Annotated in this window: 18 protein-coding genes; 7 read left to right on the top strand and 11 right to left on the bottom strand. The window is 32.8% G+C overall.

Features of this window, described 5'->3' with window-relative positions:
* The first annotated feature begins 39 nt into the window (after positions 1 to 39).
* Positions 40 to 1896 carry a T9SS type A sorting domain-containing protein gene (locus ACPWTF_RS07820; protein WP_427875047.1) on the top strand — a complete coding sequence of 619 codons (1857 nt, stop codon included), beginning with the start codon at positions 40 to 42 and terminating at the stop codon, positions 1894 to 1896.
* 49 nt (positions 1897 to 1945) lie between these two features.
* Here the strand turns inward: ACPWTF_RS07820 and ACPWTF_RS07815 are convergent, their stop codons facing one another.
* From ACPWTF_RS07815 to ACPWTF_RS07795, 5 genes are all read right to left on the bottom strand, one after another.
* Positions 1946 to 2455: a MepB family protein gene (locus tag ACPWTF_RS07815; protein ID WP_427875046.1), complete on the bottom strand. Its 510-nt coding sequence runs from the start codon at positions 2453 to 2455 to the stop codon at positions 1946 to 1948.
* 43 nt (positions 2456 to 2498) lie between these two features.
* Positions 2499 to 4259, bottom strand: a complete 1761-nt coding sequence (locus tag ACPWTF_RS07810; RefSeq protein WP_427875045.1) for a hypothetical protein — start codon at positions 4257 to 4259, stop codon at positions 2499 to 2501.
* Positions 4256 to 4771, bottom strand: a complete 516-nt coding sequence (locus ACPWTF_RS07805; protein ID WP_235831011.1) for an RNA polymerase sigma factor — start codon at positions 4769 to 4771, stop codon at positions 4256 to 4258. Before ACPWTF_RS07805 ends, ACPWTF_RS07810 begins: the two co-directional genes overlap by 4 nt.
* Before the next feature lie 87 nt (positions 4772 to 4858).
* On the bottom strand, positions 4859 to 5260 hold the full coding sequence (locus ACPWTF_RS07800; RefSeq protein WP_427875044.1) for a hypothetical protein: 402 nt from the start codon (positions 5258 to 5260) through the stop codon (positions 4859 to 4861).
* A gap of 7 nt (positions 5261 to 5267) precedes the next feature.
* Positions 5268 to 6143: a protease complex subunit PrcB family protein gene (locus tag ACPWTF_RS07795; protein WP_427875043.1), complete on the bottom strand. Its 876-nt coding sequence runs from the start codon at positions 6141 to 6143 to the stop codon at positions 5268 to 5270.
* 186 nt (positions 6144 to 6329) lie between these two features.
* Here ACPWTF_RS07795 and rmuC point away from each other — a divergent pair, with 186 nt between their 5' ends.
* The 4 genes from rmuC (at position 6330) to ACPWTF_RS07775 (ending at position 9637) form a co-directional block, all read left to right on the top strand.
* Complete coding sequence (gene rmuC / locus ACPWTF_RS07790) at positions 6330 to 7703, top strand: DNA recombination protein RmuC (RefSeq protein WP_427875042.1); 1374 nt, start codon at positions 6330 to 6332, stop codon at positions 7701 to 7703.
* A gap of 138 nt (positions 7704 to 7841) precedes the next feature.
* Positions 7842 to 8390 (top strand): acyl-CoA thioesterase, encoded by a 549-nt coding sequence (locus tag ACPWTF_RS07785; protein WP_095929541.1) that lies wholly within the window; start codon positions 7842 to 7844, stop codon positions 8388 to 8390.
* Positions 8391 to 8432: 42 nt separating this feature from the next.
* Positions 8433 to 8828 (top strand): VOC family protein, encoded by a 396-nt coding sequence (locus tag ACPWTF_RS07780; protein WP_427875041.1) that lies wholly within the window; start codon positions 8433 to 8435, stop codon positions 8826 to 8828.
* Positions 8829 to 9070: 242 nt separating this feature from the next.
* The gene (locus ACPWTF_RS07775; protein ID WP_250837214.1) at positions 9071 to 9637 is read left to right on the top strand and encodes a YceI family protein; all 567 of its coding nucleotides are present in this window, start codon (positions 9071 to 9073) and stop codon (positions 9635 to 9637) included.
* A gap of 3 nt (positions 9638 to 9640) precedes the next feature.
* On the opposite strand, the gene ACPWTF_RS07770 is transcribed toward ACPWTF_RS07775, so the two are convergent.
* A complete protein-coding gene (locus ACPWTF_RS07770; RefSeq protein WP_427875040.1) occupies positions 9641 to 10552 on the bottom strand; it encodes a TIGR01777 family oxidoreductase in 912 nt (303 codons plus the stop codon).
* Positions 10553 to 10700: 148 nt separating this feature from the next.
* Here ACPWTF_RS07770 and ACPWTF_RS07765 point away from each other — a divergent pair, with 148 nt between their 5' ends.
* Both ACPWTF_RS07765 and ACPWTF_RS07760 read left to right on the top strand, forming a co-directional pair.
* Complete coding sequence (locus ACPWTF_RS07765; RefSeq protein ID WP_427875039.1) at positions 10701 to 11309, top strand: TetR family transcriptional regulator C-terminal domain-containing protein; 609 nt, start codon at positions 10701 to 10703, stop codon at positions 11307 to 11309.
* Positions 11309 to 12613, top strand: coding sequence for an ABC1 kinase family protein (locus ACPWTF_RS07760; protein WP_427875038.1), 1305 nt, complete (start codon positions 11309 to 11311; stop codon positions 12611 to 12613). The genes ACPWTF_RS07765 and ACPWTF_RS07760 overlap by 1 nt, the downstream gene beginning before the upstream one ends.
* Positions 12614 to 12915: 302 nt before the next feature.
* Here ACPWTF_RS07760 and ACPWTF_RS07755 read toward each other — a convergent pair whose 3' ends face one another.
* From ACPWTF_RS07755 to ACPWTF_RS07735, 5 genes are all read right to left on the bottom strand, one after another.
* Positions 12916 to 14211 (bottom strand): cryptochrome/photolyase family protein, encoded by a 1296-nt coding sequence (locus ACPWTF_RS07755; RefSeq protein ID WP_427875036.1) that lies wholly within the window; start codon positions 14209 to 14211, stop codon positions 12916 to 12918.
* Between the two features lie 156 nt (positions 14212 to 14367).
* Positions 14368 to 14838: an SRPBCC family protein gene (locus ACPWTF_RS07750; protein WP_427875034.1), complete on the bottom strand. Its 471-nt coding sequence runs from the start codon at positions 14836 to 14838 to the stop codon at positions 14368 to 14370.
* A 61-nt stretch (positions 14839 to 14899) separates the two neighbouring features.
* Positions 14900 to 15340, bottom strand: a complete 441-nt coding sequence (locus tag ACPWTF_RS07745; RefSeq protein WP_427875033.1) for a sterol desaturase family protein — start codon at positions 15338 to 15340, stop codon at positions 14900 to 14902.
* Positions 15341 to 15576: 236 nt separating this feature from the next.
* Complete coding sequence (locus ACPWTF_RS07740) at positions 15577 to 16416, bottom strand: phytoene/squalene synthase family protein (protein WP_427875032.1); 840 nt, start codon at positions 16414 to 16416, stop codon at positions 15577 to 15579.
* A 4-nt stretch (positions 16417 to 16420) separates the two neighbouring features.
* Entirely contained in the window at positions 16421 to 17887 is a 1467-nt protein-coding gene (locus ACPWTF_RS07735) for a phytoene desaturase family protein (RefSeq protein ID WP_427875031.1), read from the bottom strand.
* Positions 17888 to 17897 lie beyond the last annotated feature (10 nt).

Genomic DNA, 17897 nt, shown 5'->3' with positions numbered 1-17897 from the left:
CAAGTAAAGATTGGTTAATTTCTCCAAGATTACGTTTAGATGGCTTTACTCAAATTCCGTTATTATCTTTTTATTCTCGTCAATTTTATGATCGAACCATCTTTAAAATTAATGGTTTCAACCAATTATGATGGAGTTAGCGACCCAAATACTGCAACATGGACACCGATAAACGGAAGATTTCCACAAGATACAGGAAGTTATGTAAAATCTGAATATATAAATTTATCAGCTTATAAAACAGATCACACTTATTTGGCTTGGGTTTACGAAACCACTTCTGGCGGACTTGATAATGCTGCAGAATGGTCTTTTGATGACTTTGCTATTATCGACGAATCGAAATATGTAGATTCTAACCCACGTTTAGATTTTGCAGATGTAAGCCCGAATTCAATTTCCGCTAGTCAATCTTTTGTTTTTAATGCAGCAGGTTATGGCGATATTACTATTGCTGCTCCAGCTTCTTATGAATTATCAGGAGATAACATCTCATTCTCATCAAGCATTATTGTTTCTTCTGCAGATGCCTTAATAGGGAAAACAGTTTATGCGAGATTTGCTCCAACAGCAAAAGAACCAACTATTTCTGGTGTTTTAACTATTACAGGAACCTCTCTTAATAAAGAAATTGGTTCACTTACAGGATCTTCTATACTAAAGGAAGATACTTATGATGTGGTGTCTTATAATTTAGAGTTTTTTGGAACTGATGTTAAAGATAAAACGGGTAAAGAATTTGAACCAACAAATGATGCGTTGCAAATAGAAAACGTGGCCAAAGTAATGAACAAATTAAATGCAGACGTGTATGTCGTTCAAGAAGTTTCAGATGAACCGGCACTAGATGTTTTAATTCAAAAAATTAGTGTTAACGGAAAAACATTCGATAAAACAATTTCAACTTCTTGGTCTTACTCATTCCAAGCTTTAGATCCTTATTTTCCACCTCAAAAATTGGTTGTGATTTACAATACCCAAACAACTACTGTAAAAAGCACAAAAGTATTGTTTAAAGATTTGTACGATCAAGTTCGTTTTAACACGGTAGTTTTACCTGGTTATCCAGGAACAGATACTCCAGAAAAAAACGATGATAGTTTTTTCTCATCAGGACGTCTTCCTTATTTGGTTCAGGTTGAAGCTAATGTTGGCGGAGTTAAAAAAGAAATTAACTTGATTGATCTTCACGCACGTGCAAACAGCGGAACTGATATTTCAAAATACAATCAGCGTAAGTATGATATTGACTATCTAAAAGATGCATTAGATGCAGAATATCCAGATGCAAATTTGATTCTTTTAGGAGACTTTAATGATGATGTTAAACAGTGGGTTGGAAATGCAAATACAGCTTCGTCTTATAAGAAATTTGTAGATGATACTACTAATTATAATGCTTTAACATTAGGTATTAGTAAGGCTGGAGCATATAGTTTCTTAAGTTCGCAAGGATTTTTAGATCATATCTTAATTTCAAACGAATTGAATGAAGATTATATCGCCAACTCAATTGCAGTTTACGATCCAAGAAATGATATCGCAAATTATACAACAACAACTTCAGATCACGGACCAGTAATTGCTCGTTTCGAATTGAAAAAAGACGTGCTTTCGACACCTGATTTTGGAAAAAATAAATATTTCGTAAAAGCATATCCAAATCCTGCAACAGATGTTTTAAATTTTGATATTAAAACAACGCAAGGAAGAGATTTGAAAATTAGATTATACGATTTTAATGGCCGTGCAATTGGAAATCCAATTAGCGTTAAAAATGAGTCTGAAGTTAGTACAGCTGTTGTTGCAGTTGGAAATCTAGTTTCTGGAGTTTATTTCTACACGGTTTCAGAAAACAATAAAGTAATTTTTAAAGATAAAGTAATTAAGAAATAAGGAACTTTAATAGAACAGAAAAGGCAGTCATTTTAGTGACTGCCTTTTTTTATGCAAATATTTTTCTGATTTCTTTTAAATCAATTTGATCTATATCGCTAAAAGAAAAGAAATAATCCAATTGCCATTTCTGCGTTTTCTGAGCTTGTTTGCTCTTGGTTTCATCCCAAGGTGGGTAAACTCTTGTAGCTCTAATGCCTTCTTTATTTTGGGTAGAAAAAATGCCTTTTTCAAGTAGCGTTTTCTTCGGAAAAATAAATTGTCCCCAATTCTGATCTTTTCGAACATTGACAATTACAAAATCAATAGCATCAGAATAATCAAAAGGTTCTATAGTTCCGGTTTGATTTCGTTTCCACAAAGTAACAAACTGTCCCGTTTTGGTTGGAGTTATTTTGGCTTCTCTATAGCAAATATTTTTATGGTTTAGCAGGAAACGATAGGCACTGTATTCGTCACTTTCGCTTTCTTTTTCAACAGAAGTCATTAATAATTCAGCCTTATCATAAATAATTTCTTTGCTTAATGATAAATCAGCAGGAGCTGTTGTAAAATTCATAAAATTCAATTCTCAAGTATTCTTGAAATTTACTGTATTTTTTTTAGAAAGAAACATTCAAACCAAAATTTAATCCCCATTGGAATTGGTTGAAAGACTGACTGTTTAACGGATTGATATAATAATTCATAGCAGGCTCAACGAAAACATTGGTTTTTTTATACACACGATATTGAACCGTACTGCTCAAAGTAGAACCATAAACATAATCATTCGCATTCATGTTTTCTCCTATAGAATGCCCGTCCAAATTCACATTATTAGAAATTAATTTACCCACAAAACCACCTGTATTTAAATTAATGCTGGCTTTATTTTTATTAAAAATAGAGTAAGAAACCTCAAGAGGCATTTCTACATATCTTAAGTTTTGATCCAATTTACCTGTTTGGACATTTTCATTTTTCATAGCTTCTTTTGTGCTATTTGAAACCAAAAAATATTCTTGCCTTGTTGCATCTGATGACGCAACTGGACTACTGTCGGCATAGGTAGCTGCAGGAGCAAAAAAAGCATTGTTTTTGGCGCTCACGTAAGATACATTGGCAACGCTTTGTCCTAATTCGCTAATTTTTAAACCAGAACCAACAGCCCATTTTTTGTTAATGCTGTATTTTGTTTTTACACCATAAGAATTGGATTGTTTAGAATCGTTTACGTTACCCAATGTTTTTTCGTTCTTGGTGTTTTCAGAACTTGCAACACCAGCAAAAACGGCAACAGCCCATCTTTCTTTTTTATTGATAAGATTGTCTTTTTTCTCTTTTTCTTCTTTTTGCTTTTCTGGAGTTAAGATTCCTTTTTCTAAATTCTGAAGTTCCGCTAGCTGTAAAGAATCTATTTTGCTTAAACTATTGTTAAGCTTTAAATCGTCTTTAATAATAACAGCTTTATCTGTACGGATGTTTTCATTTTTTCCTGCAACTGAAGCATTCGATTTGTAAGCATTCTTATTCGCTGAAGAACTGTTGTTAACAGAATAGTTTTGACTGTTGTAAGCAAGATTCTTATTGTTCTTAACTTTCAGCTGTTCATCAAAAATAGAATTGGAAAGCTGTTTTTTTGCTGTCGAATTAAATTTGTTTTGTTTGCCAAATGCAACTCTTTCTTCAGAAATTCCTTTATTAGAAGATTTTGCATTATTCTCCAAAAAAGATTTTTTAGAAGATTTCAAAATAGATTTATTTTCTGCTGAACCAGAGTTTTGAAACGCGACAGATTGGTTCGGATCATTTGCTGGAACCCCTGTACTAGATTTTTTAGAAGATTTTGCAATTGCTTTTTCTTCTGATAAACCCGAGTTTTGATAAGCAACAGATTGATTCGGAACATTGGCAGGAGTTGGTGCAATGTGTTTAGAATCTTTTTTATTGGTGTTGTTTTTAGAATTTGTTTCGGCTACAGAAGTTTCTTGAACTGGAATTCCTGATTCTGTATTAAATTGATTTTTTCTTGTCGTATTGTGGTTTAAAGAATCTGCTGTTTTTCCAAGATTTTTATTTTGATCTAAATTTCTGTTGTTAGAATTATCATTTGTTTTTTTATCCAAAACAACACTATTATTGCTGTTTTCTAAACCGCCATTGTTGATTTTTATATTTTCAGGCGAAGCAGTAAAATGTAATATTGAAGGCAGAAGCAACCCTAATAATAAGCATGCAGCAGCCGACCACCAAAGAACAACTCTCTTCTTCTTTTTAGGTTTGTCTAGTCTTTCTTCAATCTGACTCCATAACTCTGGAGGCGGAACACTCGAAAAGTCTTCCATTGATGAAAAAATATCTTCTATTTTTTGCTTCTTCATGCTGTTTTAAAATTTTTTATGCTCAAAATTCGCTTTTGTAATATATGTTTGGCGCGATTTAAATTTGATTTTGATGTCCCTTCGGAAATTTTTAAGAGTTCGGCGATTTCTCTGTGTTTCATTTTTTCAAATACATACAAGTTAAAAACCGTCCGATATTGATCTGGTAAATCCCGAATGTACTCCAGCAGTTTTTCCTGTTCTATCGGAATAGCTTCCAGTTCCTCTTCTTCTACAAAATCGGTATCGGGATCAAAAACATCCAAAAAGAAACTCTCTTTTTTCTTTTTGTTTAAAGTCTCGATAAGCTTGTTTATAAAAATCCGTTTCAGCCAGCCTTCAAAACTTCCTTCAAATTTATATTGGCTTATTTTCTGAAACGCAATTACAAAGGCCTCTTGAAAAACATCTTTTGCGTCATCTTCGTTCTTCATATATTTCAAACAGATACCATACAAAACAGGAGAGAACAACTGATAAATTTTCAGTTGTCCCTCCCTGTCATTTTTCATGCACAGTTTGATATATTTTTCTAACTCGTCTTTCAAGAAATGGTTCAAATTTGATTTTGCAAAAATAGTTTTAAATAGCTTACAAAACTATCTTTTAAAAATAGTTCGAGTGCCGTCTTGACTGTTGCTTACAATTGTTAGGTTTTGATTGTCAAGGTTTTCTATTACGTAAGTTTTGCCTTCAAACGTAATTAGATCATGTTCCGACTGGTCAAAATATCCTTTGCCTTTCTCTATCTGATAAGTGCTGTTTCTTATCTCCACATTGTCTTTATAAGTAATAACCCTTCCATCTTGAGTAAAGATGATTTTTTTATTAAACCCAATTGATTTTGGGGTTGCCACATAAGGATTGTTAGAACCTCCTATAGATTTTTCCCAAATCCAAGTATTTATTATTGATCCTGCCGCTTCTTCTCTAGAAGCATTTACAGAAATCATTGATGTAAAAAGAAAACAGACAATAAAAGATAAAAAGAGTTTCTTCATGATTGCATTATTTTAAGCTTGTAATTTTTTCTTGAATCGTTTTTTTGAAAATTTTTATTTCGGCACTTTGGTCTGCAGTGTCGTTGTTGTCGATATAAACCTTAGTAAGGTTTGCTCCTTGACGCAGTTCAAAATAAATTCCGCCTTGATCTCCAGCATCTGGAGTACCATATGTTTTAGTTTGTCCTTTTAAAGCCAAAATCTCTGCAGGAACATCTTTTAATAGTAAAGTATATTCGCCTCTTTTGATTGTTGGAGTATATCTATACTGTCCAAAATCATATTGTTTTGCTCCAACATTTAAGAATTTTAAAGTGTTGTAATCATTAATTTGATAGAATTTTTGACAGTCTGAGCTTAAACATTGGTTATTGAAGCTTCCAATAATAATATTATCTGCATTTTCTGTAGTTTTATTGAAGATCATTCCTTTTGATGTTTTCGGAATCAAAACAAAATCAGTTGGGTATGTAGGAGTTTGAGTTACGTTTTCACCTACAGCAGGAGTTCTTTCGTAATAGTTTACCACGATTTCACAATTGTTTTCTACAATAGAGCTAATTACAATTTCATAACCGCTTGTAGGTTTAGCGCCAGCAAAAATTCCAACTAAATATTCTTTTGTAAAATCAATATTAGGATCACTTGCAACGGGACAGCTGTTCGCATGTTTTGTGAAATACTCATTCATTTTTTCTTGAGATCCCACAACAATTGCTGCCGGATTATTTTGCAATGTTTTTTCAGTATAATTACAAGAGAAAGGAAAACCAGTAAAATTTACAACTGTATTTGTACCGCAATCTACATAGTTATTTCCGTCATTGAGAGAACAGGCGCTGAATCCGAAGGCTACAAATAAGCCAAGCATTAATTTTTTCATAATTATTTTAATAGGTTTATATTTTAGTAGATAGGGGTTTCAAAAAAAGGTTGCGTTGAGGTAAAAAAAAAATTTTTAAAATAAAATGTTGGTTTAGTTTGGATTGGGAATGAATTAGTGAAATTTCTATTTTAAAAACTAAGCACTACGTATTATTGCGTACTTTTACGTAAAATAGACTTAGTTATGACCGATTATATACCGTTTTTGTTAGGATTTGTTATTGCGCTTTTTATAGGCATATACTTAGGCAGGATGCTTTCTGCGTCAAAATTTCAGTCGGAAAAAGCTATTTCTGAGGAAAGATTAAATGCCATAAACGGTCAATTGCAAATGCAGAAAGAGCAGTTTGAAAATGAAAAAAATAATTTGCAGAAACAATTGCAGCTGAGTATTAATGAGAAAGAAAACATTCGAACAGAAAAAGATAGTTTGGCCATTCAGCTTTCTAAAAAAGAAGTAGATTTTGAAAATTTATGGGAACGCCATAAAGAGCAAAAAAGTGAAATCAACGAACTTCAGGAAAAATTCACCAAAGAATTTGAAAACCTTGCCAACAAAATTCTAGAAGAAAAATCGGCAAAGTTTACAGAACAAAATACCGTGAACATGAAAAACATCCTGACGCCTTTGCAGGATAAGATTCTGGTTTTTGAACAAAAAGTAGAGCAGACCCATAAAGAGAGTATCGACTATCATGCAGCGCTTCGTCAGCAGATTATTGGTTTGAGCGAAATGAATGCGCAAATGAGCAAGGAAACTTTAAACCTAACCAAAGCATTAAAAGGCGATAGTAAAATGCAGGGAAATTGGGGCGAATTGGTTCTAGAACGTGTTTTAGAAAAATCGGGATTAGAGAAAGGAAGAGAATACGAGGTACAGCAAAGTTTTACAAATAGTGAAGGAAATCGCGTTTTGCCAGATGTTGTCATTAATCTTCCTGACGGTAAAAAAATGATTGTCGATTCTAAAGTCTCGCTTTCTGCTTACGAAAAATGGGTTAATGAAGAATCTGAACTTTTAAAAATAGAATTTCTTAAAGAACACGTAATCTCTATAAAAAGACATGTGGAACAGTTGGGCAGTAAAAACTATCACGATTTGTACCACATGGAAAGCCCAGATTTTGTACTGCTGTTCATTCCGATGGAACCTGCTTTTGCCATTGCTTTAAACGAAGATCCTTCTTTGTACACAAAAGCATTTGACCGAAATATTGTAATTGTAACGCCAAGTACACTTTTGGCAACGTTAAGAACAATTGACAGCATGTGGACCAATCAAAAACAGCAGGAAAATGCCTTGGAGATTGCAAGACAAGCCGGAGCGTTGTATGATAAATTTGAAGGTTTTGTTTCTGACTTGGTTCGAATAGGAAATAAAATTAAAGATACTAAAACAGAATACGAAAGCGCCATGAATAAATTGGTTGACGGAAAAGGAAACTTAATTTCGAGCGTGGAAAGATTGAAAAAAATGGGAGCAAAGGCAAAAAAAGCACTTCCAGAAAATATTATTGCAAGAGCGATCAATTCAGATGAAAATGAATTATTGAATTAGAGAAGAGGAAAGAAGCGAGGGAAAAGAAGCGAGGGAAAAGAAGCAAGAGAAAAAGAATATAGAATATAGAATATAGAATATAGAATATAGAATATAGAATATAGAATACAACTAATCAACAATACCAAAAACAAAAACATGAGTACAGATTTTAAGCCCGTTTCATCATCAAAAGTTAGTATATCAGAATTAATGTTGCCTTCGCATACTAATTTTAGCGGAAAAATTCACGGGGGATATATTTTACAGTTATTAGATCAAATTGCTTTTGCATCGGCATCAAAATTTAGCGGGAATTATTGTGTAACCGCTTCTGTAGATACTGTAAACTTTCTTAAGCCAATTGAAGTTGGAGAATTGGTTACCATGAAGGCTTCTGTAAATTATGTCGGAAGAAGTTCTATGGTCGTAGGGATTCGAGTAGAAGCAGAAAATATTCAGACAGGAGTTATTAAACATTGTAATTCGTCTTATTTTACAATGGTTGCCAAAGATAAAGAAGGAAAAAGCGTTCAGGTTCCAGGATTGATTCTGTCTAATTTGCAAGAAGTACGTCGTTTTAGAAAAGCAATAAAACATATTGAAGTTCGAAAAGAAGTTGAAGAACATGAAAAATTAGCCAATATAAATTCTATCGAAGATCTAGCAAGCTTAGAAAAATATAATGTTCTATTAGAAATCAGCTAAATTTTCTTATATTTATTTGATATACATTAAATACTAGAAAATATGATCAAGTTTGGATATACAATTTTATATGTTGAAAATGTCGAAGAATCTATTGCATTTTACGAAAATGCATTTGGTTTTTCGAGAAAATTTGTCACACCAGATGGTGATTATGGCGAATTAATTACAGGAGAAACAACACTTTCATTCGCTTCAAAAAAACTAGCTTCAAAGAATTTGCCCGATGGTTTTATCGAAAGCAGTTTAGAAGACAAACCTTTTGCAATAGAAATTGGTTTTATAGTAGAGAATGTACCAGAAGTTTTACAGAAAGTCACTTCTTTTGGAGCAGTTATGGTTTCAGAACCTGTAGAAAAACCATGGGGACAAGTTGTAGCGTACGCAAGAGATTTAAATGGATTTTTAATCGAGATTTGTACAGAAGTTAAAATGTAATTTTGAGAACATTTCACATCACACAATTCCCATTTCACAACAAAAAATATTCACAAATATTTAGCATAAGTACCAAAACTTTGCATGCATAAATTCCGTAACTTTAAGTATAATTATTGGGTTACGGAATTTTTTCACTGAGTATTGCCGTTCGATTTTTCAGATTATTAAGAATCTGATTTTTTTATTTTTCTCTTAGTCCAGATAAATTGAATGACATAATTGTTTAAATGCAGACGATTATGAAAACAACTACTTTATTATTTTTATTTTTTACGGCCTTTTCAGTCATTGCCCAAGACAAATTTTTCACTAATACGGGAACAATAAACTTTGAGGCGTCTGTTCCTTTATTTGAAGAAGTGAGAGCTGTAAATAGACAAGTTGCTATACTTTTAGAACCTAAAACAAGTACTTTTATTTGTACTGTTATCATCAAAGACTTTCGTTTCAAATTGGATTTAATGCAAGAGCATTTCAATGAAAATTACATGCAAAGCAATCGTTATCCTAAAGCGGTGTTTAAAGGAAAGATTGAAAAATTTGATTTGAAAGATATTAATGAAGTAGAAAAAGAATATCATATAAAAGGGAAACTTAATCTACGCGGAAAATCGAAGGAGATTATTGTAAATGCTTTGATTAAAAGAGTTCCAGAGGGAATTCAGATAATTTCAGATTTTCCAATCGCAGTATCCGATTTTAATATTAATATTCCAACTCCTATAGCATCGAAAATTGCAAAAACAGCCAATACAGAACTAACGGGTATTATTCGTAGCGATGAGACCATGCTGACTTTGAAATAAGAATTACTTTATACAATTAATAAGTGTCTTTTCTAAATCTGTAAATTGAAACTCGAAACCTGTTTTCTGAATTTTTTCTGAAGAAACACGCTGTCCTGTTAAGATGGCCTCACTCATTTGTCCCAACAGAATTTTTAATACAAATGCCGGAACTTTAGGAATCCATATACTATAATCGTATAGTTTGGCCATAGTTTTAGAAAATCTAGAATTTGTTGTATTGTCGGTTACACATGCATTGTAGGCACCTTCGAGTTTGGTGTCTTCAATGCTTTTTAAATAAATCTGGCACAAATCTTCAATATGAATCCAAGGAAGATATTGCTTGCCAGAACCCAAAACAGCACCAAAACCAGATTTAAATGTGGGAACCATTTTTTTTAAGAAACCTTCATTTTTACCAAAAACAATTCCAGTTCGAATTTTGATTGTTCGAATATTTAAAGAACCAATTTTATCGGCGGCATTTTCCCATTTCTGACAAGTAATGCCAAGAAAATCATTGGCTGGAGGGGTATTTTCAGTACAGATTTTATGACTAGTAATGGCACCATAAATTCCAATGCCTGAAGCAGAAATAAATCCTTCCAGTTTTTTATTGTTCATTTCCAAAATAGAATAGATCATTTCAACCGGTCTTACGCGACTTTCAATAATGGCTCTTTTGCGTCTTTTAGTCCATCTCTTTTCGACAATTCCTTCTCCAGCAAGGTGAATAATATAATCGGCATTTAAAACTGCATTTTTGTCAATGTAGTTTTTCTTTAGATCCCATTTATAATAGGTCACTCTTGGATTACTTTCTCTATCAGAACGACTCAAAATGGATACGGAAAAACCTGCTTCGATCAGAACATCTGTCAAATATTTACCGACGAAACCAGTTCCGCCTGTTAATAGAACATTTTGAGCCATAATAGTTTATAATATATTTAACAGTGTATCGTGTTTAAGGATTAGTAAAGGTACTTAAACAATGTTTACCTTTATGGCAAATTCTAAATTTTAATAAAATGGCGACTAAAAAAAGGTAATTACCAAAGATGATATCGTTTCAAAATATATGGAAGAGGTTTTAGAAAAAGGTCAAAAACCAAAATCGGTTTATCATTTTGCCAAAGAAAATGATTTTACTGAAGCTGAGTTTTATACTTTCTTCGGAACATTAGAAGGTTTAGAAAAAGAAATATTTCGACTGTTTTTTGAAAACACGGTTAATCTTCTTCACAAGAATGAAGAATATCAGGGATATGATATGAAGAATAAAATGCTGAGTTTTTATTTTACTTTCTTCGAAATCCTGACAGCCAACAGAAGTTATGTTTTGCAATCCCTTAAAATAGATCGAAATCCAATCAAAAATTTAGTTCAGTTAACAACACTTCGAAATAGTTTCAAAGACTATGTTGCTGAGATTTTAACAGATGATTACAGATTAGAGCAAGAAAGATTCCAGAAATTTCAAGAAAAAGCCATTCAAGAATCTTCTTGGTTACAATTGATGATGACCATTAAATTTTGGATGGAAGATGAATCTCCTGCTTTTGAGAAAACGGATATTTTTATTGAAAAGTCTGTTAACGCTTCATTTGAGTTAATGAATGTTGCACCAATGAATCATCTGATTGATTTTGGAAAATTTTTGTTTAAAGAAAAAGTACACAGCAGATAATGAAAACAATTGATTATATCCCAACTTCTAAAATTGAGCGAGCGGGAAAATTGGTTCAGACTGGTGCTAAGATTGGTGTAAACTATGTAAAGCATTATGCTGAAAAAATGGTAAACCCAGATTTAACCCGTGATAAGCTAAATGAGAACAATGCAGAAGATATTTATGACGGACTAAAAAGCTTAAAAGGAAGCGCCTTAAAAGTAGCTCAGATGCTGAGTATGGATAAGAACTTTCTGCCTCAAGCTTATGTGGAGAAATTTTCTTTATCGCAATTTTCTGTTCCGCCACTTTCAGCTCCTTTGGTTTTAAAAACGTTTAAAAGCAATTTTGGAAAAACACCTTACGAAATTTTCGATGAGTTCAATCCGAATTCTGTAAATGCGGCAAGTATTGGTCAGGTTCATTTGGCAAAGAAAAACGATAAAAAACTGGCGGTTAAAATTCAATATCCTGGAGTTGCCAATAGTATTTCGTCAGATTTGGCTTTGGTAAAACCAATTGCGATTAGAATGTTTAATCTTCAAGGAAAAGATTCTGATAAATACTTTAAAGAAGTTGAAGACAAACTAATTGAAGAAACCAACTATTTGTTGGAATTACAACAAAGTCAGGAAGTTGTTGATGCTTGCAGTAAAATCGAAAATATTACTTTTCCGAATTACTATCCAGAATTTTCGTCAGAGAAAATTATTACAATGGATTGGATGACGGGAATTCATCTTTCTGAATTTACAGCCATAAATGAAGATCAAGAAGCGGGCAATAAGTTAGGACAGGCACTTTGGGATTTTTACATGTATCAGATTCATGTTTTACGAAAAGTGCATGCAGATCCGCATCCAGGGAATTTTTTGGTTAACGATCAAAAGCAATTGATCGCTTTAGATTTTGGTTGTATGAAACAAATTCCAGAAGATTTTTATACGCCCTATTTCGAATTGATCAATAAAAATGTGATTACAGACCAGAAGCTTTTTAATGAGAAATTATTCGAATTAGAAATTCTGCGCAAAGATGATACACCCGCAGAAGTGGAATATTTCACCGAAATGTTTCATGATTTATTGTCGCTTTTTACAAAACCTTTTCAAAACGAAACTTTCGATTTTTCCGATGAAAAATTCTTTAATGCAATTGCCGAATTAGGAAAACGTTTCTCAGAAGATACAAACTTGAAAAAAATGAACGGAAATCGTGGCTCTAAGCACTTTATTTATATGAATCGTACTTTCTTTGGTTTATACAATTTAATGTTTGATCTGAAAGCTAAAATTGTAGTGGATAATTATTTGAAGTATTAAGTTTTTTTTGTTTGAGGTTTCAAGTTTCAGGTTTCAAGTTGGCTGAACTTTATCTATAGAACTTTGTCAAGTTTAAAACTTTGACAAAGTTTTTTTTATTTAGTTGTCATCCTGAGGAACGAAGGATCACACTCGTAAATCGACAAAGTTTGGCGACATTCTGTGCGGAGTTTCTAGTGTGATCCTTCGTTCCTCAGGATGACAAAAATGAATATAAATCTGCTTAATCTGCAAAATCTGCGTGAAACAAATTTAAGCATGCAGTATAAACTTGAAACCTGAAACCTGAAACAAAAAAAACTTTATTTCAAAATCCCCGCCTTATAAGTAGCAATCGCGCGATCTCTCGCAAAAGCATGATCAACCATAGGTTCTGCGTAGCCAAAATCAAACTCGGGAATCCATTTTCTAATATATTCTCCTTTTTCGTCAAATTTCTTTTGTTGGATTTCGGGATTAAAAACTCTGAAATAAGGAGCAGCATCACAGCCTGTTCCTGCTGCCCATTGCCAGTTTCCTACGTTTGAAGCCAATTCAAAATCTAAAAGTTTTTCTGCAAAATACGCTTCGCCCCACTGCCAGTTAATCAGTAAATGTTTGCAAAGAAAACTGGCTACAACCATACGTACGCGATTGTGCATATAACCTGTTTCGTTTAATTGTCGCATTCCAGCATCGACCATCGGATATCCTGTTGTTCCAGAACACCAGCGTTTGAAATCCTCTTCGTTATTTCGCCATTGAATTCCGTCGTAATTGGATTTAAAATTATGATTAACGCAATTTGGAAAACTAAATAGAATCTGAATAAAGAATTCTCTCCAGATTAATTCGCTCAAAAAAGTCTGATTTTTTCGGTTGGCCCAGTTTACTAATTTTCGAATGCTTACAGTTCCAAAGCGTAAATGCGGAGACAGATAAGAAGTGCTATCCAGAGCTGGAAAATCTCTGGTTTCTTTATAATGGGCAATTTGCGTTAAGTTGTGTGGAAGAACTTTTATAGAGCTTCTTTTAAAACCTATTTCAGCTAAATCTGGAAACTTGAATTTATTTTCAGCAAAATTAGATTGATATGGCGTCGAATCATATTCTGGAGCAGATCCAAAGAGATGATATTTTTCCAGCCATTTGTTTTTGTAAGGCGTGTAAACAGTATAAGGAAGTCCGTCTGCTTTGGTTATTTCTTTTTCTTCAAAAATTACATGATCTTTAAAAGATATCGTTTCAATATTATTTTCTTTTAATAAAGATGAAATTAAACTGTCACGTTTAATAGCGAATGGTTCATAATCTTTATTAAAGAAAACATTTTGAATATCAAATTCTTCGACAAGCGATTTCCAAACGTCTTTTGTTTTTCCTTTTTTGATTAAAATGGAAGAATCAAATGGGTTTAATTCTGAGTTTATTTTTTTTAATGAATCATAAATGAAAGTTACTCTTGCATCGTCTTTTGGGAGATGTTCTAAAATATCATCATCAAAAATAAAAAGAGGTACAACAGGAAAATTGGATTGTAAAGCATGAAATAATCCGGTATTGTCTTCTAAACGCAAATCACGTCTAAACCAGAATAAGGTAACTTTTTGTTTTGTCATTATATGTAATTTTTAAACACATAGAAACATAGATTTTTTATTTTTCATTTAAGAATTTTAGAAAGAAACTAGTTTCTCACATATAGCTATGTGTTTTTATGCAAGTGAAACGCCTTTTATAGGTTTAGTATTCTATGTTTCTATGTGTTTATTTTTTTAAGCTTTTTTAGAATTAAACAATTCTTCGATTTTATTAAATCTGTAATCGAAAATACTTTTCAGTTTGTTTTTTACGATTAAACGATTCATGATTCGACCTAAGATTCCGAATGGGAGAGCGTAGTGAACAATGTCGGTCATTTTGGTTCCTCCGTCTGGTGTTGGTTCAAAGAAATGTTTGTGATGCCAAAGTTTATAAGGTCCAAATTGCTGAATATCTACAAAATACTCTTTTTCTTTACAAGCCGTAATTTCGGTAACCCAAGAAGTTTTAATTCCGAAAAGAGGTCTTAAGGTGTATGAAATTATTTGTCCGTGATACATGCGCTTGCCGTCGTAATCCTGAATTTGAAAATTCATATTATCGAGAGTAATAGTCTGCAGGTTTTTCGGACTTGAGAAAAAATCCCAGCAATCTTCTACACTTGCATTAATATGCTGTACGGTAACTATTTTATATAATTTCATAATCACAAATTTTTCTTGCAACAAGGGCAGACATAAAAGGAAAGGGAGCGCCCAAATAATGCTACATTTTATAGTATTTGAATGGCACAAACAACATTCCGAAACATTCTCCTTTTTCTTTTTGTAAATGTTTGTGGTGTATTTTATGGGCTTTACGGAGACCGATGAGGTATTTGTTTTTGGTGTTTTTAAACCATTTAAAACGCTGATGAATCAAGACATCGTGAATTAGAAAATAGCAAATGCCGTAAAGTGTAATTCCGCAGGCAATGAAAAACAAATAATTAAATCCGCCTTGAACGCCAAAGTAGAATAAAATAATACTTGGGGTAGCAAAAATGACGAAGAAAATATCGTTGCGCTCAAAGGTGTTTTCGTATTTCGGCTGATGATGATCCGCATGAAAATACCACATAAATCCATGCATTATGTATTTATGCGTGAGCCACGTAACACATTCCATGAAAAGAAAAACGCCTAAAAAGATTAAAAAAGAAATCATTTTATAAATGTTGAGGTTTTAAAATTATCGTTTTATTGATTTTGAGTTTAGCTTTGGATTATAAAATATTGACTCAAAAGGTTTTGGTTTATATTTTTAAACACATAGAGACATAGATTTTTGTTTTCTTGAAAAGATTGTTGAAAGAAACTAGTTTCTAACACATAGCTATGTTTTTTTATGCAAGTGAAACGTCTTTTATAGATCTAGCATTCTATGTTTCTATGTGTTTAAATTTATACCAGCTTCAATTTGTAGGTCACAAAAGACTGCGCCAAAAGTCCCGCTTTGGTATAATTAGAAACACGAATTCTCGAATTTCCAATCTCATAGTAAGGTGTGTGTTTTAGCTTTTGAAGTAGTTTTTTATAATAAACATAAGCGGTATAAACCCCAAATTTGGCTTCTATTGGTAATTTTACAATTCCTTGATAGGCAATTCTAAAATCTTCTTCGATTTCTTTGATGATTTGATTTTTCGAATCTTCGTTGAAATTATTCAGATTCACGCCTGGGAAATAAGTGCGATTCAAGATCGTATTATCGTCTTTTAGATCTCTCAAGAAATTTACTTTCTGAAAAGCAGAACCTAAACGCATAGCTTCGTTTTTCAGCTGTTCGTATTTATGTTCTTTTCCAGATACAAAAACTTTCAAACACATTAATCCGACAACATCTGCAGAACCATAAATGTAATCTATGTATTCGGTTTGTGTTTGGTAATTTGACTTTATAAGATCCATTTTCATGCTTTTTAGAAAAGCCTGAACGAGATCATCACTAATATTGTATTCTTTTACAGTATGTTGAAATGAATTCAAAATCGGATTTAAGCTAATGCCCAATTGCATTGCTTTGTAATATTCTTTTTCGAAATCTTCAATAAGATATTCTTTTTCATAATCGTGAAATGAATCCACGATTTCGTCAGCAAAACGAACAAATCCGTAAATACTGTAAATGGCATCTCGAATGCTTGGCGAAAGCATTTTTACGGCTAGCGAAAATGAAGTACTGTAATTTTTGGTTACCAGTTTGCTGCATTTGAAAGAAACGGCGTCGAATAGTGATTTCATTTTTTTAAGATCTAAAAGATTTTTGAATTAATTCAGCTGCGAGTTTTCCTGAAATTAAAGCAGGCGGAACACCTGGCCCAGGAACGGTTAATTGTCCTGTAAAATATAAATTCTTGACTTTTTTGCTTTTTAATTTTGGTCTTAAAAAAGCGGTTTGCAAGAGGGTATTGGCCATTCCGTAAGCATTTCCTTTGTAGGCGTTATAATCGCTTACAAAATCATTTTTACAAAATGATCTCTTAAAGATAATATTATTTTTTATTTTTTGTTGCGTAAGTTCTTCAAAACGAGCGATTATCTTTTCGAAATATTCTTCTCGTAGCGCTTCGTTATCTTCGATTCCGGGAGCTAGCGGAATTAAGAAAAATCCAGATTCCATTCCGTTTGGCGCCGCGGTCAAATCTGTTTTGGATGGGAAGTTGGCGTAGAATAAAGGGGCATCGGGCCATTTTGGATTATCGTAAATATCTGCAGCATGCTGGTTGAAATCGACATCAAAAAATAAAGCGTGATGCGAAATGTTTTCTATTTTTTTATTGAAGCCAACAAAAAATAGGAGAGAAGAGGGAGCGAAAACTCTGCTTTCCCAATATTTTTCAGAATACATTCTGTGTTCTTTTTCGAGTAAAATTTCCGAATGATGATAATCGGCACCACTCAAAACAATATCAGCCTTTAGGATTTCGCCATTAATTACAATTCCTTTAGCTATTTTATTTTCGACAATTATTTTATCAATTGGCGAATTGGTTTTAATGGTGACGCCAAGTTCTAATGCCAATTTTTCGATTCCTCGAATAACATCAAACATTCCAGTTTTAGGATGCCAAGTTCCTAAACCGAAATCGGCATAATTCATAAAATTATAAAAAGAAGGCGTTTTAGTTGGTTTTGCTCCAAGAAATAAAACTGGAAATTCGAGAATTTGAATTAATCTTTCATTCTTGAAATTTTTCCGAATATCGGTGCTTACGTTTTTAAAAAACTGATTGAGCTTTAATGCCGTTTCTTTGGTAATTAATTCAAGAGGAGAAACTCCAGGACGATAAACCAAATCTTTGATTGCAATGTCATAATTGCTTTTGGCTTGGTCAATAAAGCTTTGCAGTTTTTGACCGCTTCCTTTTTCGATGGTCTCAAAAGTATATTTGATCTCTTCTAGATTATCGTAAATGCTGATGAAATCATCCATTCCGAAATAAACACGATAGGCCGGATTTAATTTTATCAGTTCATAATAATCAGAAGGTTTTTTATTGAAGTCTTGAAAAAAGCGTTCAAAAACATCTGGCATCCAATACCAGCTTGGTCCCATGTCAAAAGTAAAACCGTCTTCTTTAAATTGTCTGGCGCGACCGCCAATTGTGCTGTTTTTCTCGTAGACAGTAACTTTGTTTCCCTGCTGTGCAAGGTAACATGCGGCTGCCAAAGAAGAGAAGCCTGAGCCTATTATTTGGATAGTTTTTCTCATTTGTTTAACA

This window comes from Flavobacterium sp. MMS24-S5 (assembly GCF_050320125.1).
GTDB lineage: Bacteria > Bacteroidota > Bacteroidia > Flavobacteriales > Flavobacteriaceae > Flavobacterium > Flavobacterium tyrosinilyticum.
The sequence above is the reverse complement of the archived record's forward strand: the minus strand, read 5'-3'. Positions and strand labels throughout refer to the sequence as shown.